The following is a 20228-nucleotide window of genomic DNA, read 5'->3' on the forward strand; positions in this document are numbered from 1 at the left end:
AGCGGCTAATTCACACGAATTAGCCGCTTTTTTTAGTTGAGACTTTTTAGAAGTTAGTAATGCGAAACGTTATAGTTTTTTGATCAAGGCAAACATTTGGTTGATCATCGGCTGCGCTAATTGCTCAACCCCTGGGCGGTTAAAATAGCCACGCAGCCCAGTAAATTGCACCTGAAAAAACTGCGCGTATTCAAGCGCGGTAAGGTTGCTGCTTAGCTCATTATTTTTAATGGCTTGAGCAAACAAGGTGGTTAAGTAGGCTTCAAACTTTGCTGATAGATCTAGGCTTAGCTCGTATAACGAGGCGTCTTTTTCTGCAAATTCGCTGTTTGCTTTTACCAACATACAAATAGCACTTGGGCTACAGTCTTTGGTTTTAATAATTACGTTTTCTACAAACGCACGCAAACCACCTAAAACAGAGTCAGAACTTGCTAAAAACCCATCAATTTGGCTTTTCATTTGTACTGTGTAGTCTTTTAAAGACTCGCTGTATAGGCCTTCTTTAGAGCCAAACGCTGCATATATACTGCCTGGGCGCATGTTAATGGCTTCTTGTAAATCGCGGGTTGAGGTGGCGTTAAACCCCTTTTCCCAAAACAATTGGCTTGCAACGCGAATTACATTATCGCGCTCAAATTTAACTTTGTTTGCCATTTTATTCTCAACTATTTTGAACGTATGCTCAATTTTAACTTGAACAGTCGCTCAAAATCAAATAGTATGTGTCTCGAAGTTACTTAACCTGACACCAGGTTACTCAAACACATTAATTTATTGGAGCAGAACATGGCAGAATTTACGTTATATACCCAAGACAACGCACCAGAAGAGTCAAAATCGCTTATGGCTGATTCAGTAGCAGCATTTGGCATGTTACCTAACCTTCATGCCGTAATGGCAGAAGCGCCTACGCTACTTAAAGGTTACCAAGTACTGCATGAGTTATTTCAAAACACCTCGTTTAACGCAGAAGAGCTAACTGTGGTATGGCAAACAATTAATGTTGAGCACGAGTGTCATTACTGTGTACCAGCACACAGCGCAATTGCCGCTTCAATGAATGTAGACCAAGATATTGTTGATGCCCTAGTAAACAAAACACCACTTGCAGATGCAAAACTTGAAACACTGCGTGAAACAACGCTTGCAATGACACGCGATCGCGGCGTAATTAGCGATCAGCAAATTGAGAAGTTTTTTACAGCAGGTTACGGTAAACAGCAACTACTAGAAATTGTTGTAGGCTTATCGCAAAAAGTAATGAGCAACTACACTAACCACCTTGCTGATACACCAGTTGACGAACCATTTAAAAAGTTTGCTAAATAATAGCGGTTTTATAAATAACAAAGGCAGCTTAGGCTGCCTTTTTGTGTTTTAAGCGAATGGCCATTATTTAAATTTAACGGCTTTAGTGCTGCGTGTATAAGTACGCTGCTCGGGCTTAGTCCACTCACCCTTTTTTAAATAAGAAGTTGAAACTACAAACGTATCGTTTTTTAGCTCGCTGATCGAGCGCACTTTAGTAATACCTTCTTTACTGCCTGTTACCTCTTCATACGCTACAAATTGGGTAGGGCTGAGCACTTTCATGGTGCCTTTTGTGTAAAAACCTGCGGTAGTAAAATAGTAAAACACCAATGACTCTTTTTTACTGTCGTAAAAAATCATTGATTCCCCACCATACTCACCTTCATTAATAGAGTGCTTGGTATGTATAGCTTTACCATTTAATGCGCGCTCCCAGTGGCCAACATCTTGTACAGGTTTTGCACCTTTAGGTACGTCAAAATCGGCCTGCCATGTACCTAAATAAGGTTTAAATACAGCGAGTTCTTTATCAAGGTTACTTGGGGTATCAGCGGCGTAGCTATTAAAGGCGTATAAGCATAATACTAAAAATAGGGCTTTAAAGTATGTCATAATTTGGCTCTTATTATTTTGGTTTAACTCTTTTTAGTATAGGCGATCATGAATTGATAAAGAAAACATTAATCACCTTCTCACTGCTTTTTTTGGTCGCAGTATGGCAAGCTCATTGGCTTTATAATATGAGCATTTATATACCAAGCTACTTTACAGGTTTAAGCTTTTTTACTTTTATAATGTACGCATGGGATAAACGACAAGCTAAACAATCAGCGCATAAAAAAGTAAACCGCACACCCGAGCGCATGCTTCAGTTACTGTCGTTACTAGGCGGTTGGCCCGGCGCACTCATTGCACAGCAATGGCTTAGGCATAAATCGCAAAAACGTCGTTTTATAGTGGTGTTATGGCTATGTATTATTTTAAATGTAGCGAGCATACTGTCGGTATTTTTTCTGGTAGGCTAAAAATATAAACACAAAAAGGACTTTTATGACTAGTTCAAGGTTAGCAGGTGTCACTTTAACGCTTATTTTATTTTTACTATTTCCGATACAAGGATGCGCAGATATGTTTGGCTTTTTTAACAAACAAGATGTAACACTATCACTGCAAATAAAAGGCCGGCTAGTAAAAAATGGGGAGCCGCAGGCGGGTGTTAAAATTACCCGAGAGCTCATTTATGGTGATACCTACACAGATGAAGTAATAAGCGATAGTAATGGAAATTTTTACTTTAAAAGTAAAACTATACGCAGCTCTAATCCTTCAAATATGTTTTTTAATAGCTCCTTGCTACAGAGTATTTATATTGGAAATAAAAAAGATGAAGATTCAATACTTTGGGATACTTCAATACAGTTCACGCAAGAGCAAGCGCTACTTTCTGATATGCTAAATCACTTTGAATGCGACCTCAGTGAAGAGGCTGAAACTTACGATATACCGATAAAAGATACTGGCCAGTATTATACAGTTTATACGCGGTGTATACGCTAGGGATTAAGTTAGCTTTATAAAGCCACTAATGTTTATCTATCAGTGGCTTTATAGCAATTGTTAACGTTTTAACTGTGCTTCGCTTTGATTAAGCAAACGAATTATTGGGTTTCCTTCTAAAATTTTGTTTTTTAATAAGTAACCAATAATTAAGCCTGCTATAAACCCACCAATATGTGCGCCATAATCAATTCCATCTGGGCCTGTTATTGCACCAAAAATATTAAACCCTAACCAAATCGCGAAAAACCACACCGCAGAAAGCTTTTTCTGGTAAATTACAAACATAAAAGTAAGGCTTGCATGCCTAAACCACATTAAGTACATACCAAATAAACCAGCAATTGCACCACTTGCACCTACCCCAGGAATTGCCGACATAGGGCTTACTATGAAGCTAGCAAACGAGGCAAGTAATCCGCACACTAAATACCACATTAAAAAGCGCTTATGACCTAATACATCTTCCAGGTTATCGCCAACTATATGTAAAAAATACATATTGCCTACTAAGTGCATAATAGAGCCATGTAAAAATACACACGTTAAAACACTCCATAACTCTTTGCCTTGGCTTAAATCTGCGGGTGTCATCGCAAAATTATCAATAACATAATTAAAGGCATTTGGATTTGAAAAATACAGTGCAAAAATGAGTGTATTTAAAGCAATAAGGCTGCGGGTCACCCACGGTGATTTTTGTGGTTTTATATTATATTCAACTGGCATTTGCGTTAAAAATTGAAAAAGATAGGTTTTCCAACTTACTTTTTGATTGAGCTCACTTAAGCTGTTTTTTAATTCAGGGCTTTTTTCTACGCTTTCTAACTCGTCTCTATCAATCCATGTGCCATCACAATGTCTACATACATCAATTTCGGTATGATAGGCCTCGAGAAGATGAAAACGCTCTAAACTTTTACTACAATCTGGGCAATCAAGTTCTGAAACACCTAAAGATTCTCCAAAATGAGTTTCAAATTTATCACCTTCTGGCCCTTCATTTATTTCGCTGATCATCCTGTTAACTTCGTTTTTTTCAAACCATAAGCCACCGCATTCTCGGCAGATGTCAATTTCTTCACCTTGATATTGGGTTACTTCTAATGGATGATCTTTACAATGAGGGCAGCGTTTAGTTGGCATGTGTTAACTCCTTTAATGAGCCGACTGAAATATCGTTTTGTTGCAGCTCTTTTTTCAAATGTTCGGCACTATTTTTTAATCGAGGAAGGGTAGTCGTTTTTAGTTGTTCTGCTATTTTTTTAAGCTCACTTGCAGCATGCTTAGCTGAGGTTTTTCTGCTAACGGCTGCATTAATTAAAAACTCTGAACGAGAGTAAAAACGGCGTATTTGGGTCAACAGTTCGCTGGGAGTTTCAAGCGTTGTTGGCGAGTATTGCATTGTTTGCCATATGTATTTTTCAAGCGTTGGCTTAAAATATTCCATTTCAGATTTTGGCGGGCTTTTAGCTAAAAGCGCTGCATATTCACTCACACTTTTAACATTATCGGTTACTTCATCAAACAATGAGGTACGTAAATAATAGTTATCTTCCATTTTGCTAAAGTTATCAAATTTAAGTGCCTGTTCTAAACCGCTTTGAGCGGCTAAGTACACGCCAAAAATAGTAGAGATCACCATAAAAAATTGATTTAGCCAAAAGCCAGTACTTTTAAGCTCTTTGTTATCGACCGTTTTTAAGGCCTGTGCCAATTTTTGTGTTGTAGCTGGGTTTTTAGAGTTGTTATTGGGTGGAGCTGGGTTAGTAGGTTCCAACACTATATCCTTATAATTGCTTCCTTTTTAGACATGATAGAGTACTTATATTGTAGCTAATTATCAATGCGACTTGCCGATAAATGTACCTTTAATGCTAACTAGATGAATTTAACAGCACAGCACCACTTTGGTTTTCGCCTAAGTGGTCGTTTTTGTTATAAATAGGGCACTTACTCATAGATAAACACCCACAACCAATACAGCCATCTACGCGGTCGCGTAGGCGCTGCATATACGCTATGCGCTCATCAAGCTGTGCTTGCCATTGCTTTGAAAGGGCTGACCAGTCTTTTTGTGTGGGAGTGCGCTGCTCAGGTAATGTGGCCAGGGTGTGTTTAATTTCATCAAGTGTTATTCCCATGGCTTGTGCGGCTTTTATTACCGCTATACGGCGCAGCACATCTTTTTTATAGCGGCGTTGGTTGCCGCTATTTCGCCAACTACGTATGAGTCCTTTTGTTTCGTAAAAGTGTAGGGTTGATACTTTTACGCCGCTGCGCTTAGCGACATAACCTACGGTTAGGTTAGCCTCGGTTAGTTTTTTTTGATCTATTGGCATTGTTTTAAATTTCCGGTTGACCTCAATATAAGTTGAGGTTTTAAGCTTCTTTCAACATTAAAAAAGGAGCTAACTAAATGCAACAAAAACTTAAACGCAGCACTGTTATTATTTACTCAAGCGCACGTAAAGATGGTAATACGCAGGCACACGTTAACAGCTTTGCTGAGCAAAACGATGTAAGGATAATATGTTTAGATGATTATAAAATAGCGCCGTACTGTTATAACAAAAACTATAAAAGCGATGACTTTTACGCTGTATTTGAAGCACTATTAAAGTATGACCACTGGGTGTTTGCCTCACCCGTTTATTGGTACAGCACCACGGTACAAATGAAGTTATTTATTGATAGAATAACCGACTACATGGACGATGAAGCATTAAAACCAAAGTTACGAACGCTGCGTAGTAAGCATTTTTCAGTGCTTTCTAATGCGTCATCAACTGAAGCGCCGGCGTGTTTTGTAGAGCAATTTAAAAATACGTTTAGTTATTTAGGTATGCAGTTTATTAATCATCACCATAAAAGTACCCAAAAGGTTGCTTAAATTGCAGCCTTTTTTGGTTGTCTCTGGTAGTTTAGTAATACGCTTAAAAACACAGGATTGTTTTATGAAATATTTACTAGGGTTAGTGCTGCTTTTTAGCCCGTTTATTAATGCTAATGAGCAATCAATTAACGGGTTTGGTAATTATTATAATATACCAAAGCATGACAAAATTAATAGCTCTACGGTATTTAAAATAGCATTTGATGTTGCCGATGGTGCTAAAAAAGGCGAGCAAAATAATTCAATAAATTCGTTAGCGCGTTTTATTAACATGCATGTAGCGCATGGTGTAAAGCCTGAAAACATTCAACTTGCATTAGTTGTGCACGGCAGCGCAAGCGTTGATGTGTTAGCTAACAGCGAATATAAAAAACGCTTTAGTGATGACAATAAAAACCAAGCGTTAATTGAGCAGCTACTTGCTAATAACACTCAGGTGTATGTGTGCGGGCAATCGGCAACTCACTTTAAAGTAACGCCTGAATTGCTCATTGATGGCGTGAAAATGTCGCTTTCTGCGATGACCGCGCACGCACAACTTCAACAACAAGGCTATACGCTCAATCCATTTTAATGACGCAAATAACAAAAAATATACTCTGCTTTGGCGACTCTAATACGTGGGGTTTAAATCCCGAAACAGGTAAGCGCTATGATGAAAAGACCCGTTGGACCGCGCGGTTACAGCAACAGCTAGGCAGCGGCTTTAGCGTAATAGAGTCGGGGCAGCCAAACCGTACGCTTGTGAATAACCCGCCTTTTGCGGGGGAGCTTAATGGTATTCGCTATTTAAAACCCGATTTGCAGCAACACGCTTTACACACGCTCATTATTGCACTTGGCACTAACGATTTAAAAAAGCGTTTTAACTTAGCCCCAACAGATATAGCCACCGGCCTTACGCATTTTATTGGCTCTATTAAACAATTTTACTCGCCTGCTAACTTACCAAACATAATTGTTATTGGTCCTTTATTTATTAACCCTCAGCATGGATTAAGCCATATTTATTTAAACTGTGATCAAAAGTTACAATCCTTAAACACTCTCTTTAAACGTGTAGCACACGAGCACGCGCTTAATTACGTTGATATATCACACCTTAACGCCCCCCTAGGGAGCGATGGTATACATTTAAATAGCCAAGGCCATAAGCAGCTTAGCGGTATACTCAGCCACCTGGTTTTGCAATTATAATGCAAACAAATCAATAAATTAAAAACGTAATTTGCTTTAATTATTTTACAAGCTTGATTGCTTTTATGCCCAGATATGCAATTATTATTGCACCTGACTCACACACAGCTTCTTTAAAAAGGTGTTATGAAACAATATCAACGTAGGTCTTTAATTGCAGTATTAAGCGGTGTCGTGGTTTTTATTATATGTGCTAGCACACTGATGTACTTTGCTGCACAAAAGCTAAGTAGGCAGTTAGCGCGAGATTCAAATTATATTGTTCAACACATAGATGCTGCCGCAACAGAACGTAGAAAAATTTTAACCCGCCTAAATAACGCAAACGCTAAACAATGTAATAACAATACATTGATAGAAATGCGCCGCGCGTTGTTTGATGCACAATACGTGATAGATATTGGCTTTTTTACAAATAATGAGCTGGTTTGCACCACCGGGGCAGGAAAGCTGGCAGCTACAATTACCGATAATCCTCCCGACTACATTCGAATTGATAAATACGATAATAAACCTGTGCGCGTAAGGTACGAACCACAATTGTATTTACTTTTGTTTAGTGGCCGTGCAATGGAAGTGATAATTGTAAGGCAAGGTAATTACAATTTAATAGTCGATACGCGCGCTTTTAATGATAAAGTAATTGTTTCTCCTCAGTGGGAAGTACTTTATAAAAATACGCGCGAGACGTTTCATTTAGCGGGGGCTAAAGGGGTTTATGAGCAGGTAAAAAATCACTCATTTTTATCTTATGAATCAATTATTAAATGCAGTACTAATAACCCCGGGTACTGCGCAGCCGCACAACTTCCGTGGAGCCAATTTTTTGCTGATAATCAATTTTTATTGATTATTTCGCTTATTTTAATTTCGTTAGCGGGTGTATCAAGTGGACTGTTAATTGACTATAGCTTAGCGGCTAGGCGCTCAACTATCACGCGTGTGCGCAAAGGCCTTAAAAAGGGCTCATTTTATTGGACCTACCAACCCATTATTTGTTTGCAAACGGGTAAAGTGGTTGGCTGTGAGGCATTGGCCCGTTTTGAAGATAAATACGGGGTTTTATTTCCTGATCAATTTATTCCTATTATCAGAAAAACCAATTTAACGTGGCGCTTTACCCAAGCCATGATTGAAAAAGTACTACATGAGCTAACCACCGTTGAGGCATTACCGCGCAATTTTAAAATTTCTATTAATATTTTTCCCTACGATGTAGAAACAGGCAATATTGCGCTTTTAAAAGACATACCGGCACTCACCGATTCGCGCTTTATTATTTGTTTAGAAATAACAGAAGACGAATACTTAGACTCAACAGTTGCCCATGCCCACTTTAAAAGGCTGGTTGAGGCGGGCTTTAATTTATCGATAGATGATTTTGGTACGGGTTACTCTAACTTAAAAAATCTACAAAACTTGAGCTTTCATCAACTTAAAATTGACCGCACCTTTGTACAAGACATAACAACACAAGGCTTAAAGGCCTCAATGATCCCCAATATTATGGCGTTGGTACGTAAGTTTAACTACACCTGTGTAGCAGAAGGCATAGAAACAAATGAGCAAGAAGCCATACTAAAACAAGCTGGCGTACATTATGGCCAAGGCTGGAAATATGCCAAGCCCATGGCACTTCGAGAGTTTAAAGCGTATTTAAAATTGCAAACGGTTTAAACGTGTTTTACCTCATACACGTATGAGTATGATATTTATAACAGTGTAAGGTTTTAAAATGATTAAAATAATAGCCAGCGCATTTATGGTGTTAATGCTTAGTGCGTGCTCAGCTCAATACCCAAATCAGCAAATTACCGGTAAGCAGTTTCCAACCATTAGCGGCCAAAGCCTAGATGAGAAAAGCGTAACCATACCGAGTGATTTTAAAGCCGATAAAACCTTGTTACTCATTGGCTATAAACAAGATAGCCAATTTGACATAGACCGTTGGTTAATTGGCTTAGACATGACAGGGGTTACATTACCCACTTACGAACTGCCTACCATAGCAGGTATGGCCCCGCGTATGTTTAGTACATTTATAGACAGCGGTATGCGCAAGGGCATTCCAAAAGAGCTGTGGGGCGGGGTAATCACTATTTATGAAGATGGTGAAGCTGTGCAAAAATTTACAGGTAATAAAAACCCAAACAATACTCGCGTTGTTTTAATAGATAGCAAAGGTAAAATTTTACATTTTTACGATAGGGGCTTTTCGGTAGAGGCGCTTAATACACTTAAAGAAAAAATAAAATAAAGGGAGCCAAGCTCCCTTTAGTATTAAGTGTGTTTAAAACGCATAACTTACACTAAAGCGCGTAGTGCGTGGCATAATATAGCGGCCATTTGGGGCATCGGCATTACGTGGGTCGCCCTCTGTTATACCTTGCTCATCCGTTAAGTTATCAATGGCCAGTTGTAGTTTTATGCCTTCCATAGGTTCTAAAATTAAACCTAAGTCTACTTTTTCGTAGCCATCAAGAGTCACCGTGTTTTCGTTGTTACCAAAGCGGTCATCAACAGCCGACAGTGTGCCATATAACGTGGCATACATACCTTGTAGCTCAAAGTCGTAGCTAGGTGTGATACGCACTTGCCACTTTGGCTGACGCTGAGATTCATTTCCTTCATTGGTTGGGCTTTGCGTTATTTCGGTTTCTTGTAGTGTGGTATTTAAATTAACCGAAAAACCCGACTGATGATTAAAGTTATAATCAAGCTCAACACCGTACGCTTCGTTTGTTAAAATTTCTGCAGGTACACCTGGGCGGCGTACAAATGTATCGCCCTTTACTTCGTTAACAAACAAGGTAGCGTAAAAGTCTGTAGAGTCAGAAATTAGCTTGTAGCCAAATTCGCCTTGGGTTACTTCTTTAATTAGCTTTTCGCCGCCTTCATAAGCGCTAAAGTTATCTCTAAAGTCGTCAAAGTAAGGCATTTTATAACCACGGTTTACGCGTGCAAATACACCCATGTCATCGTTTATTGAATAGTTAATCCCCGTGGTCCACGATGTTTTACTTTCATCATAGTTAACTGTTTTGGTAATAATTCCATCAAGGCCTTCATCAACACTGTATTCTACTTCATGACTTTCGTGGCGCACGCCTGCATCTAAGGTAAAGTCCTCGGCAAATTTGTATTGAGCTGTTACATAAAACGCATTGGTGCGCGCATCACCTGTTGAGCTAATATCGTGGTTAAAATCGCAGCCATCAGTGCTTTGATTACACTCAATGCCAGTTAGCGACTCGCCGCCTGCTTCTAGTACGTGGTAAGCCGTATTACCTAAACTCCACCAATCGTTTGCCGATGTACTGGCTGTGTAGTAACCAAACGTGGCTGATAAATCATCAAATTGCTTTGAAAACGCTAAATCGTTTGTAAATGAGCTAATTTCTTTTAAAACAACCCAGCGGCCAAGTTGTTGTATTGGGGTGTCGCTTGCGTACTCAGTATTGGTTACTGCACCAAATGCGGTTTGCCCGTTATCGGCAACTGCACCAACCGTGGTTGCTGAGCCACTTGGCACCAACCCGTATGTATTGGCATCCCCTTTAGTTATATTGAAGCGGTCAGAAAATTGCCAACCATTATCAAGATCTAGTTTAATGCTACCGCCTGTTACGTGGCCGTCCCAACCTCGGCCATCCCCTAAGTCAATATCATGTGCTTGTGCATCAGGGCCTGTGAATATTGTTGCTTGGCGGTTTAATGTGCCAAGTTGAGTATATTCTGCGTCAATCCCTTCAATATTAAGTGGGGTAGGTAAGTACCATGCACCATGGTCATCTGTTTGACGGGTATAAAAATTAAGCTCGCCGTTATCTAAATCTTTAGTGATATTAATGGTAAATTGGCTGCCTTTCTCAGAGGTAAAACCTGCATCACGAATACCCGGAGAGCTTTTTACATACCCGCCAACCATAAAGTATAAATCGTCAGTAATTTCACCACTAATAACAGCATCTACTCGTTGTAGGTCGTAATCAGATGTTGTGTATTTAAATAAGCCTTCGGTGTCTTCACCACCGCGCTTTAGCCTAAAGTTAGTTGTTAAACCCGGTTGGCCATTTGATAAAACAGGGTTCGGCCCACCGCGTAAAGCCTCCATGGTCTCAATCGTTTCATCAATTCTAAAAAGTGAAGAGTTTTCTAAAAACGATAATGTAGGGGCTGGGTAAACGGGTGACCCTTCAATACTTAAGGTTAAAAATGGGGCGTCACCGCCGCCAGGAAAACCACGTACAAATACATTGGCACCAGATTCACCCCCTGAGCTTTCTACCCAAACCCCAGGTACGGCTTTAAACAGATCGGCAGTGCTTTTAGGTGAAAGTTTAATAATTTGCTGGCTATCAATATTTGTAACAGCGTAGCCTGCATCTATTTTTCTGATGCCGACCCCGGTAGGTGTGCCTGAAACAACAATTCGCTCTACCTTGGTTTCTTGTGCTTGCTCTTGTGCAAAGGTGGCGTGTGAGCTCAAGGCTAAAGTTATAGCGCACGCTAATGTACTTTTTGCTTTATTGAATGTCATGTGTGATCCCGCTTTTAGTGTGTTAAACAGTGTGTGTTTTACTGCGCTGCATACAAAGTTTTTATGTAAACAGGCTGTATATGATGAAACCTTAAAGATTAATGCAAACGTTTGCAATATTTATTTGTAAATTATTTATGAATTATATTTGTAGAAATATTGAGCGTAAAAGCCTAGGTATGGCTTTTTTAGCCTGTGAGGCAAGCCAGAAAAAATTAATAATGCTATATTGTCAGCTAGTTACATTAAACATTAGTTAATACAACGCGGCTCAGGGTTTTCATGGATAACAAAAAAATAAAATTAGCTGATTTAGCAAAGCTGGCAGGGGTGTCTACCTCTACGGTTTCGCGTGCTTTAAATGACAACCCGTTAATAAAACAAGAAACACGCGATAAATTAAAACAACTCGCTAAAGAGCATAATTTTAGTTTAAACACCGCTGCAAGCCGCTTGCGAACGCAAAAAACAAATGTTGTTGCTGTTATCATTAACTTAGATGAACAAACCGAACAATCGATTAGCGATCCATTTTTACTTAAAGTGGTTAGCGAAATTAATCTTGCACTTAATCAACAAGGGCTAGAGCTTTTATTGTCTAATTCAATAATGGCGCAGCATGATTGGGCTAATTACTTTATTAATGGCCGAAGGGCCGATGGCATTATTGTGGTTGGGCAAGGTAAAGATCAGCGCAATATAGAGGCGGCTGCTAAAGCGGGGATCCCTTTGGTTGTGTGGGGAGACCCTAAAACACCCAGTAATTACCCTATTGTAGGCAGTGATAACTACCTAGGTGGAATGCAAGCCACTGCGCACTTAATCGAACATGGTGCAAAAAATATTTTATTTTTAGGCGACCCAGAGCACGGTGAAATTAGCGAAAGACACCGTGGTTATGCAGCTGCGCTATCTACGCATAAACTAGAGCAGCACGTTGTTTCTATTGATATTACGAGTAGTTCGGCGTATCAAGAAATTAATAGTCTATTACGCGAAAAAGGGCTCTACTTTGATGCAATAATGGCTTGTAGCGACATGGTTGCCTTAGGTGCAATGAAGGCGTTAAAAGAGCGCTATGTCAGTATCCCTAACGATGTTGCATTGGTGGGCTTTGACGATATAGCAATGGCAGATATTAGCCATCCGTCGCTTTCAACAATTAAACAAAATACTCAATTAGCGGCTGAACTTTTAGTTAAAAAGCTTATGCAACAATTTATGGGTCAAAAAGTTGAATCTCAAGTTATTGATATAGAATTAATAACTCGCCAATCGAGTAAACGCTGATTTATGAATGATAGATACAAATTTTAAAACTTGAAATGCAAACGATTGCATTGATTTTTATTCTACACTAAACTCAACGTTCACTGACACAAACACACACGCTAATTACCCAAAGGTGTTAGCTTTAATCGTTATGGCGCACTGCGTTATAAGTAAGGCAAGCTATGAGTAAAACAAAAATCACACTAGCAATTGCTGCAAGCTATTTTATTTTCGCAATATTATTAAATAGCGTAGGAACAGTCATTTTGCAGGCAATAAACACACTGGGCGTTAGCAAAACTGAGGCGTCTGTTTTGGAAGGGTTTAAAGACTTATCAATTGCGGTAATGTCTTTTGTTGTTGCCTCGTTCATTCCTAGATTAGGGTATAAGCTCGCAGTGTTAGGGTCTTTAGCGGTCGTTGCATTAGCGTGCTTAAGCACCGCACTGATCAGCGAATTTTATATGTTTAAAGTGCTATTTGCAGTGATAGGCTGTGGTTTTGCGGTAGTCAAAGTTTCTGTTTATTCTATTATTGGCCAAGTAACCGAAGATGCTAATAGTCACTCGTCACTTTTAAACACCATCGAAGGCATTTTTATGGTGGGTGTATTAAGTGGTTATTGGATTTTTACCGCCTTTATAGACCCAAGCCAAAGCAATGCGTGGCTCAATGTTTATTACGCGTTGGCTGCGCTTACTTTAATTGTATTACTAAGTGTTGTTATTGCACCGATTGCGCCTGCAATTGATAAAAATAAAACTGACTCTAGTTTGAATGACTTTATAGCCATGCTTAAATTAACATATCAGCCCTTGGTGCTTATTTTTATTATAAGTGCATTTTTATATGTCCTTATTGAACAAGGCGTAGGCACTTGGCTGCCAACCTTTAATAACCAAGTTTTACAACTGCCAGTGGCTATAAGTATTCAGTTAGCGAGTATTTTTGCAGCGGCGTTAGCGTTTGGTCGTTTAGTTGCGGGGCAGGTGCTTAAGCACGTTAATTGGTTTTTTGTTCTGTGCGGATGCTTAGTCGCCATGGCATTACTTATTATTATAACGTTACCCCTAACTGAAAACCTACCTAATACAGCAATCACTAGCCTATTTGATGCACCACTGGCCGCATTTGTTTTGCCCCTCATTGGCTTTTTTATGGCGCCAATTTATCCAGTGTTAAATTCGGTAATACTCAGCGCATTAGAAAAGCACCAGCATGCAGCCATGACAGGGTTAATCGTTGTGTTTTCAGCACTTGGAGGCACAACTGGTTCAATGATCACAGGCTACGTATTTGAGCATTTTAGTGGTCAGCACGCATTTTACCTGTCGTTAATTCCCATTAGCTTAATTTTTATAAGCGTGATTATTTTTAAACAGCGCACCCGCGCCATTTCTCAGCACGCTGCCAGCATATAATTGATTTAGGATTGTTATGAATTTTTTTGAAAGCCAGTTATTTAAAGATGTACAGACCCAACATATTTTTGATGACTGTAAAACATTTGCAGATGCAACTGCACGAACCAGCTGGCAAAGTGCGTGTAAACACTATGAGCAAGTAGCACCGCTTAATCAAGCCCAATTAAAAGAGTTTGTAAATGCTCACTTTATTACGACTCCCTTACTACGTATGCAAAGTGAGCCAGATACCGCAAGCGTTAAGCACTATATTAACTCTTTGTGGCATGGTTTGAGACGGGCGGCTGATAAACCTAAAGCCGATTCTTTATTAGCATTAAAGCATAGCTACATTGTGCCTGGTGGGCGTTTTCAGGAAATATACTACTGGGATAGCTACTTTACAGCGCTCGGCTTAATTGATGCTAATAAACCCGAGATTGTTGAAGATATGCTGCAAAACTTTATCGACCTTATAAACGATTATGGGTGTATTCCAAATGGCAACCGCAGTTACTACTTATCGCGTTCACAGCCACCTATTTTAGCGCTTATGGTTGAATTACTATGGCAGCGCGAGCACAGTAAAACCAATAATGTAGCATGGCTTGAAAAATGTGTTAATGCGCTTGAAAAAGAGTATGCGTTTTGGATGCAAGGCGCAGAAGAGCTTACTAACGAGAAAACGGCATTAAGGCGAGTTGTAAAAATGCCATGCGGTGGCAAGTTAAATCGTTATTGGGACGATGAAGCAGCCCCTAGGGCAGAATCCCTGAGAGAAGATCTGGCACTCGCAGAGGGCTTAGCTGAGCATAAAAAGCCCGACTTTTATCGACATATACGTGCAGCGTGTGAATCTGGCTGGGACTTTAGTTCTCGCTGGCTAGCTGAGCCTAGTTCACTTAGCTCTATACAAACGACCGATATATTACCCATTGATCTTAATTGTTTGCTTTATAACCTAGAAAAACAGCTTAGTAAGTTTAATAAGCTGCTAGGTAATAGCCAACAAGCCGATTTATTTAGCGACTACGCAGCAGCTCGCCGCACACTGATTAATAAATACATGTGGAGTGAGCAACAACACTTTTTTGTTGATTATAATCATCACAAAGCGAGTCAATCTAAGGTGTTAAGCGCTGCCGCAAGTACTGCATTATTTTTTAACGTAGCGTCTGAGCAACAAGCTCAACATATTGCCGAGCGACTAAGCCGCGACTTTTTAAAGGCCGGCGGCATAGTTACTACCGTTACCTCTACATCACAGCAATGGGATAGCCCTAATGGGTGGGCTCCGCTGCAGTGGTTTGCTGTTAAAGGGCTTAATAATTACGGTTTTAGTGATCTTAGTAAACGTATAATGCAAAACTGGCTAACAATGGTAGAAAGCGACTTTTCTGTTAATCAGTGCCTACTAGAAAAATACAATGTGTGCGTGCCTCAATTAAAAGCAGGGGGCGGAGAATACGTAGTACAGCAAGGTTTCGGCTGGACTAACGGGGTTACCTCACGCTTTTATACGTTATGTAAAGACTGATCAGAGCAGTGTTTTATATGAAAATAATTCACTAATTTTCATTAAGTTATTGTAACTATTAACTAAATATTATTGGTGATTGTTTTATGCCGTGTATGAATAATGCCCAGGTGCATTGTAAGTGATTAATAAATTCGGTAGTGTGGTGTAAACATTTCAAGGACGAAATCTATGCTACAACCACACGCCGTTTTTGTAAAAACCACGTTTCAATCTTCTTTTCACAGTGAAAGCTACACAACTATATTAAAAACCATGCAAGCCATTTTTGGCGATATTAAAATGGACGACGTGATCCCTAAAAACGAGAAAAGGGATAAGTTTGATTTATTTTTAATTGATGGCGATAAAAATAACTGGTTAGATTTGCTGCCTGCCGACTTAATTTGCCTCGCTAAAAAGTACAAAGTTGTCTTATTTAATGTAGAGCCCAATGCCGTGTGCGAAAAAAATCTACTGTTAAATCATTTCAATGGTGTGTTTTATAAATCAGATGCACCAGAAACTATTTTTAAAGGGCTAGTTAGAATAACCTCAGGCGAGTTATGGTTTACGCGAAAGGTTATATCAAAAGCGTTTTCAGATATTCTCTCGGTTGCCTCTTCGTTTAATAGCCTACAAGAAGATATCTCCCCAAAAAAAGGGGATTATGCGCACCTTACTAAACGTGAAAAATCGGTTATTCACTTAATTGCTCAAGGGGCGAGCAATAACGCCATTGCCGATAAACTTAATATAAGTGACCACACCGTTAAAACGCATTTGTACAGTGCCTTTAAAAAAACCAATTCTCGTAACCGTGTTGAATTAGCAAATTGGGCTCAGCGTTACATATCGGTGTTATTACCTATGGCTAAGTAAACCACTACTCCTAAAGTGACTAAGCCCAGCACTGCTGGGCTTTTTTTGTTTTATGATAAATCTAATAAGCTCTTAGAGTTTAGTTTTAACGGCTCACATCTAGGCTTTATTATACCAATGCGCATAACTAAATGATTAAGTACTATTGCGGATTGGTATTATACGGATGAGTTTTAAGCCAGTGCTCGGCTATTTGCTCGCGCGTTGCAAACCACACTTGCTCATGCGATTTAGCATATTCTAAAAACCGTGCAAGGGCTTTAATGCGCCCAGGGCGGCCAATTAAGCGACAATGCAGCCCTATAGACATCATTTTAGGGGCGTTTTCACCTTGTGGGTCGCCTTCTTCATAAAGCGTATCAAAGGCATCTTTTAAATAATTATAAAACTGATCGCCGGCATTAAAGCCTTGCACTGCAGCAAAGCGCATGTCGTTTACATCAAGCGTGTAGGGCACTATTAGCTGTGGCTTACCTTCTTTAATGCTGTAAAAGGGTAAGTCGTCGCTGTAGTCATCGGCATCATATAAAAACGAGCCATTTTCAACCACAAGGGCTGCTGTGTTAGGGCTTGTGCGCCCGGTGTACCAGCCTGTGGGCTTTTTACCAGTAAGCGTTTGAATGATTTCAATGGCTTTTTGCATGTGCTCGCGCTCGGTTTGTTTATCTATATGTTGATAATTAATCCAGCGCAGGCCGTGGCTTGCAATTTCGTGCCCAGCTTCAACAAAGGCTTTAGCTATATCGGGGTGGCGCTCAAGGGCCATTGCCACAGCAAAAATGGTGACCGGTATATCGTATTTTTTAAAGAGTTTAAGTAAGCGCCACACACCTGCGCGCGAGCCATATTCGTAAATAGACTCCATGCTTATGTGGCGGTCTTCTACATGCGGGGCACTAACTATTTCAGATAAAAACGTTTCGGCTGCTGCATCACCATGCAGTACACAGTTTTCACCGCCTTCTTCGTAATTTAATACTACTTGCACGGCTATACGGGCTTTATTAGGCCAATTGGCATGCGGAGTGTGTGCACCATAACCAATTAAATCGCGCGGGTAATGTTTAAATTGCTCGCTCATGTTACTGCTCCTTTTTTACTGCGCTAAGCCAAGTGCCAAGCATTTCACGCTCTGTATCAGTCATTTTTGTCATGTTAGCCAATGGCATGTCTTTGGTAATAACGGCGCGAGTATGAATAAGTGCACTGGCTTTTTTTACATCAGCAAGTGAGTCGAGCTTAAAGCCGAGCGGCGCGGTTTGAAAAAGCTTCGATGTAGGGGTTTCACTGTGGCACTGTGTACAGTGTTTATTAATAATATCCCATGCTTGCGCATCACTTATGCTTGCTTGTAGCTCATTATTCGCGTTTACAGAACTACTTGGCCACGGTGCTATGGCTAGCATTAACGCAAAAAACGCGGCAATACCGCTTATTAGCACTGAAGGCTTATTAACACCTTGGTGCTTTAAATTAAAAAAGTGGCGTATCCACATACCAATAATAAAAAAGCCAATAAGCACTAACCAGCCAAACTCATGGCTATAGGTATACGAAAAATGGTTACTTAGCATAATAAATATAACGGGTAGGGTGGCGTAGTTATTATGTACTGAGCACTGCTTTGCTTTTAAGCCCGGCGCTGAATCAGGAATGCGCCCAGCTTCTACTTCGCTTACCATGTAGCGCTGTGCAGGCATAATAATGTGATATACATTACCGGCCATACAGGTACCAATTAATGCACCAACATGAATATACACTGCGCGGTCACTAAATAGCTGATCAACCCCATACGTCCATAACGCTAAAAAGCCTACACCTAGGGCAATAAATGCCTTGCCATTTTCAACAAGCGGGCTTTTACACAATAACCGATAAACACCATAGCCTAAGCCTATAAAACCAAGTGATGCACCAATAGCTGCAAACTTACTGAGCTCACTTTTACTGGCATCGAGTAAATACACATCTGCGCCCACATAATATAACAGCGTAAATAACAGCGCGCCGCTGATCCAGGTTGTGTAGGCCTCCCATTTAAACCAATGTAGGGTAGAGGGCATTTGTTCTGGGCCATTTTGATACTTAGCCACTTCGTAAAAGCCGCCGCCATGAATAGCCCATAAATCGCCTTTTATGCCTTTATCTTGTTTCCATTGTGGTGGTGTTTGTAAGTTATTATCAAGCCACACAAAATAAAATGAGGCGCCTATCCACGCTATACCTGCTACCACGTGAAAGTATCTAAACACCAAATGAGCAAGCTCAAATAAATAGTTTTCCATCGGGTTATGCCTCTTCTAAATCGGGTGTGGGTGCAAACTGGGCTTGTTCGTCGCGTTTATACACGCTTTTACCCATAATGTAGGTTTGTTCAATACAGCGGTCGTCGCCTAGCATCATCATGGCAAAAAGCTGTTCGTGAAGGGTTTTGGCATGGCCAATTCTGAACTTTAAAAAGGAGGTGGCCGCGTAATCCATTACAATAAAGTCGGCCTCGCAGCCTTCATTAAAGTTACCTATGGTGCCTTCTAAATCAAGGGCACGCGCGCCGCCTAGGGTGGCTAAATAAAACCCTTTAAATGCTGAAAACTTTTGACCCTGTAGCTGCTGAATTTTGTACGCTTCGTTACCTGTTTGTAGCATAGAAAAACTTGTGCCTGCGCCAACATCGGTACCCATACCCACATTTATTCCATGCTCTTCACATCTCTTTAAATTTAAAAGGCCCGAGCCTAAAAATAAGTTAGAGGTAGGGCAGTGCGATATAGCCGCGTTGTTATCGGCAAGGCAGCACAGCTCGCGCTCAGATAAATGAATACTATGGGCAAATACCGAGCGTTTACGCACCATTTTAGCTTGCTCGTAAACGCCTAAGTAATCATCAGCCTCTGGGAATAACCCTTTTACCCATTCGCACTCGTCTTTGTTTTCAGATAAGTGGGTATGCAGGTAGGTGTCGGGGTATTCTTCTAATAATTGAGTACATTTTTGTAGTTGCTCTGGGGTAGATGTGGGCGCAAAACGTGGCGTTACTGCATAGCTTAACCTATCCACATTGTGCCATTTTTCTATCAGTGCTTTTGATTGATCGTAGCTGGTTTGCGCGCAATCTGATAAATCATCTGGGCAGTTTCTGTCCATCATTACCTTACCGGCAATCATACGTAAATTACGTTTTTGAGATTCGTTAAAAAACGCATCCACCGATTGCGGGTGCACAGTACCAAATACCAATGCGGTAGTGGTGCCATTACGCAGTAGCTCATCTAAAAAGCGATTAGATATGTCTTTTGAATAATACTCACAGGTAAACTTTTTTTCAGTGGGGAAGGCGTATTCGGTAAGCCAGCTTAAAAGCTGCTCGCCATACGCGCCGACCATTTCGGTTTGCGGTAAGTGTATGTGCGTGTCTATCATGCCGGGCATTACTAATTTACCATCGTGGCGAATAATAGTGGCTGACTTATCAATGCTTGGCAGTATGTCTTGCTCGTAACCAAGGTTAACGACTTTGCCGCTTTGAATAACTAACGCGCCTTTTTCAAAATAGCGATGGGCGCTTTCGCCTGCAATGGCTGGGTCGTCAACAAAATCGAGTATGTTGGCACAAATTACGGTCATTTTATTATTATTTTGCGTGCTCAT

General features: G+C 40.3%; 20 protein-coding genes and 1 pseudogene. 12 read left to right on the forward strand and 9 right to left on the reverse strand.

Annotation, left to right across the window (positions count from 1 at the left end):
- Positions 1-69 precede the first annotated feature (69 nt).
- Positions 70-657, reverse strand: a complete 588-nt coding sequence (locus tag MTF64_RS15670) for a TetR/AcrR family transcriptional regulator (protein ID WP_024032893.1) — start codon at positions 655-657, stop codon at positions 70-72.
- A gap of 132 nt (positions 658-789) precedes the next feature.
- Here MTF64_RS15670 and MTF64_RS15675 point away from each other — a divergent pair, with 132 nt between their 5' ends.
- Positions 790-1332: a carboxymuconolactone decarboxylase family protein gene (locus MTF64_RS15675; RefSeq protein ID WP_248451930.1), complete on the forward strand. Its 543-nt coding sequence runs from the start codon at positions 790-792 to the stop codon at positions 1330-1332.
- A gap of 63 nt (positions 1333-1395) precedes the next feature.
- Here MTF64_RS15675 and MTF64_RS15680 read toward each other — a convergent pair whose 3' ends face one another.
- On the reverse strand, positions 1396-1926 hold the full coding sequence (locus MTF64_RS15680; protein ID WP_055255511.1) for a hypothetical protein: 531 nt from the start codon (positions 1924-1926) through the stop codon (positions 1396-1398).
- A 53-nt stretch (positions 1927-1979) separates the two neighbouring features.
- Here MTF64_RS15680 and MTF64_RS15685 point away from each other — a divergent pair, with 53 nt between their 5' ends.
- Both MTF64_RS15685 and MTF64_RS15690 read left to right on the forward strand, forming a co-directional pair.
- Positions 1980-2339, forward strand: a complete 360-nt coding sequence (locus MTF64_RS15685) for a DUF1294 domain-containing protein (RefSeq protein ID WP_248451931.1) — start codon at positions 1980-1982, stop codon at positions 2337-2339.
- A gap of 25 nt (positions 2340-2364) precedes the next feature.
- Complete coding sequence (locus tag MTF64_RS15690; protein WP_248451932.1) at positions 2365-2871, forward strand: transthyretin-like family protein; 507 nt, start codon at positions 2365-2367, stop codon at positions 2869-2871.
- 60 nt (positions 2872-2931) lie between these two features.
- On the opposite strand, the gene MTF64_RS15695 is transcribed toward MTF64_RS15690, so the two are convergent.
- The 3 genes from MTF64_RS15695 to soxR all read right to left on the reverse strand — a co-directional run bounded on the left by MTF64_RS15695 (position 2932) and on the right by soxR (position 5213).
- Entirely contained in the window at positions 2932-4017 is a 1086-nt protein-coding gene (locus MTF64_RS15695; protein ID WP_248451933.1) for a rhomboid family intramembrane serine protease, read from the reverse strand.
- Positions 4007-4651: a hypothetical protein gene (locus MTF64_RS15700; RefSeq protein ID WP_248451935.1), complete on the reverse strand. Its 645-nt coding sequence runs from the start codon at positions 4649-4651 to the stop codon at positions 4007-4009. Before MTF64_RS15700 ends, MTF64_RS15695 begins: the two co-directional genes overlap by 11 nt.
- Before the next feature lie 97 nt (positions 4652-4748).
- Positions 4749-5213 (reverse strand): redox-sensitive transcriptional activator SoxR, encoded by a 465-nt coding sequence (gene soxR / locus MTF64_RS15705; RefSeq protein ID WP_029773642.1) that lies wholly within the window; start codon positions 5211-5213, stop codon positions 4749-4751.
- Positions 5214-5290: 77 nt separating this feature from the next.
- Here soxR and MTF64_RS15710 point away from each other — a divergent pair, with 77 nt between their 5' ends.
- The 5 genes from MTF64_RS15710 to MTF64_RS15730 all read left to right on the forward strand — a co-directional run bounded on the left by MTF64_RS15710 (position 5291) and on the right by MTF64_RS15730 (position 9221).
- Positions 5291-5764, forward strand: coding sequence for a flavodoxin family protein (locus MTF64_RS15710; protein ID WP_248451937.1), 474 nt, complete (start codon positions 5291-5293; stop codon positions 5762-5764).
- Between the two features lie 64 nt (positions 5765-5828).
- Complete coding sequence (locus tag MTF64_RS15715) at positions 5829-6341, forward strand: DsrE family protein (RefSeq protein WP_248451938.1); 513 nt, start codon at positions 5829-5831, stop codon at positions 6339-6341.
- Positions 6341-6964, forward strand: coding sequence for a GDSL-type esterase/lipase family protein (locus tag MTF64_RS15720; RefSeq protein ID WP_248451939.1), 624 nt, complete (start codon positions 6341-6343; stop codon positions 6962-6964). The genes MTF64_RS15715 and MTF64_RS15720 overlap by 1 nt, the downstream gene beginning before the upstream one ends.
- A 126-nt stretch (positions 6965-7090) precedes the next feature.
- A complete protein-coding gene (locus MTF64_RS15725) occupies positions 7091-8641 on the forward strand; it encodes an EAL domain-containing protein (RefSeq protein ID WP_248451940.1) in 1551 nt (516 codons plus the stop codon).
- 58 nt (positions 8642-8699) lie between these two features.
- Complete coding sequence (locus tag MTF64_RS15730; protein ID WP_248451941.1) at positions 8700-9221, forward strand: hypothetical protein; 522 nt, start codon at positions 8700-8702, stop codon at positions 9219-9221.
- Between the two features lie 33 nt (positions 9222-9254).
- Here MTF64_RS15730 and MTF64_RS15735 read toward each other — a convergent pair whose 3' ends face one another.
- On the reverse strand, positions 9255-11504 hold the full coding sequence (locus MTF64_RS15735; protein WP_248451942.1) for a TonB-dependent receptor: 2250 nt from the start codon (positions 11502-11504) through the stop codon (positions 9255-9257).
- A gap of 279 nt (positions 11505-11783) precedes the next feature.
- On the opposite strand from MTF64_RS15735, the pseudogene MTF64_RS15740 reads away from it, so the two are divergent.
- The 4 genes and pseudogenes from MTF64_RS15740 to MTF64_RS15755 all read left to right on the forward strand — a co-directional run.
- A pseudogene (locus MTF64_RS15740) lies at positions 11784-12794 on the forward strand (LacI family DNA-binding transcriptional regulator); the annotation flags it as partial.
- A gap of 164 nt (positions 12795-12958) precedes the next feature.
- A complete protein-coding gene (locus tag MTF64_RS15745) occupies positions 12959-14197 on the forward strand; it encodes an MFS transporter (protein WP_248451943.1) in 1239 nt (412 codons plus the stop codon).
- Between the two features lie 16 nt (positions 14198-14213).
- On the forward strand, positions 14214-15716 hold the full coding sequence (locus tag MTF64_RS15750) for a trehalase family glycosidase (RefSeq protein WP_248451944.1): 1503 nt from the start codon (positions 14214-14216) through the stop codon (positions 15714-15716).
- A 171-nt stretch (positions 15717-15887) separates the two neighbouring features.
- A complete protein-coding gene (locus MTF64_RS15755) occupies positions 15888-16577 on the forward strand; it encodes a response regulator transcription factor (RefSeq protein WP_154945735.1) in 690 nt (229 codons plus the stop codon).
- 142 nt (positions 16578-16719) lie between these two features.
- Here the strand turns inward: MTF64_RS15755 and puuE are convergent, their stop codons facing one another.
- The 3 genes from puuE to guaD are packed head-to-tail and all read right to left on the reverse strand — an operon-like array spanning position 16720 to position 20228.
- Complete coding sequence (puuE, locus tag MTF64_RS15760; RefSeq protein ID WP_054981688.1) at positions 16720-17658, reverse strand: allantoinase PuuE; 939 nt, start codon at positions 17656-17658, stop codon at positions 16720-16722.
- A 1-nt stretch (position 17659) separates the two neighbouring features.
- Positions 17660-18865, reverse strand: coding sequence for a urate hydroxylase PuuD (locus MTF64_RS15765; RefSeq protein WP_121638310.1), 1206 nt, complete (start codon positions 18863-18865; stop codon positions 17660-17662).
- A gap of 4 nt (positions 18866-18869) precedes the next feature.
- Positions 18870-20228 carry a guanine deaminase gene (gene guaD, locus MTF64_RS15770; protein ID WP_248451946.1) on the reverse strand — a complete coding sequence of 453 codons (1359 nt, stop codon included), beginning with the start codon at positions 20226-20228 and terminating at the stop codon, positions 18870-18872.

The sequence above is a fragment of the Pseudoalteromonas sp. 2CM41L genome, from assembly GCF_023161905.1.
Lineage (GTDB): Bacteria > Pseudomonadota > Gammaproteobacteria > Enterobacterales > Alteromonadaceae > Pseudoalteromonas > Pseudoalteromonas atlantica.

Bases quoted from the DNA above. Each gene is read 5' to 3' on its own strand.
- MTF64_RS15670 (WP_024032893.1), bottom strand. From the start codon at position 657: ATGGCAAACAAAGTTAAATTTGAGCGCGATAATGTAATTCGCGTTGCA.
- MTF64_RS15675 (WP_248451930.1), top strand. From the start codon at position 790: ATGGCAGAATTTACGTTATATACCCAAGACAACGCACCAGAAGAGTCA.
- MTF64_RS15680 (WP_055255511.1), bottom strand. From the start codon at position 1,926: ATGACATACTTTAAAGCCCTATTTTTAGTATTATGCTTATACGCCTTT.
- MTF64_RS15690 (WP_248451932.1), top strand. From the start codon at position 2,365: ATGACTAGTTCAAGGTTAGCAGGTGTCACTTTAACGCTTATTTTATTT.
- MTF64_RS15695 (WP_248451933.1), bottom strand. From the start codon at position 4,017: ATGCCAACTAAACGCTGCCCTCATTGTAAAGATCATCCATTAGAAGTA.
- soxR (WP_029773642.1), bottom strand. From the start codon at position 5,213: ATGCCAATAGATCAAAAAAAACTAACCGAGGCTAACCTAACCGTAGGT.
- MTF64_RS15710 (WP_248451937.1), top strand. From the start codon at position 5,291: ATGCAACAAAAACTTAAACGCAGCACTGTTATTATTTACTCAAGCGCA.
- MTF64_RS15715 (WP_248451938.1), top strand. From the start codon at position 5,829: ATGAAATATTTACTAGGGTTAGTGCTGCTTTTTAGCCCGTTTATTAAT.
- MTF64_RS15720 (WP_248451939.1), top strand. From the start codon at position 6,341: ATGACGCAAATAACAAAAAATATACTCTGCTTTGGCGACTCTAATACG.
- MTF64_RS15725 (WP_248451940.1), top strand. From the start codon at position 7,091: ATGAAACAATATCAACGTAGGTCTTTAATTGCAGTATTAAGCGGTGTC.
- MTF64_RS15730 (WP_248451941.1), top strand. From the start codon at position 8,700: ATGATTAAAATAATAGCCAGCGCATTTATGGTGTTAATGCTTAGTGCG.
- MTF64_RS15735 (WP_248451942.1), bottom strand. From the start codon at position 11,504: ATGACATTCAATAAAGCAAAAAGTACATTAGCGTGCGCTATAACTTTA.
- MTF64_RS15745 (WP_248451943.1), top strand. From the start codon at position 12,959: ATGAGTAAAACAAAAATCACACTAGCAATTGCTGCAAGCTATTTTATT.
- MTF64_RS15750 (WP_248451944.1), top strand. From the start codon at position 14,214: ATGAATTTTTTTGAAAGCCAGTTATTTAAAGATGTACAGACCCAACAT.
- MTF64_RS15755 (WP_154945735.1), top strand. From the start codon at position 15,888: ATGCTACAACCACACGCCGTTTTTGTAAAAACCACGTTTCAATCTTCT.
- puuE (WP_054981688.1), bottom strand. From the start codon at position 17,658: ATGAGCGAGCAATTTAAACATTACCCGCGCGATTTAATTGGTTATGGT.
- MTF64_RS15765 (WP_121638310.1), bottom strand. From the start codon at position 18,865: ATGGAAAACTATTTATTTGAGCTTGCTCATTTGGTGTTTAGATACTTT.
- guaD (WP_248451946.1), bottom strand. From the start codon at position 20,228: ATGAGCACGCAAAATAATAATAAAATGACCGTAATTTGTGCCAACATA.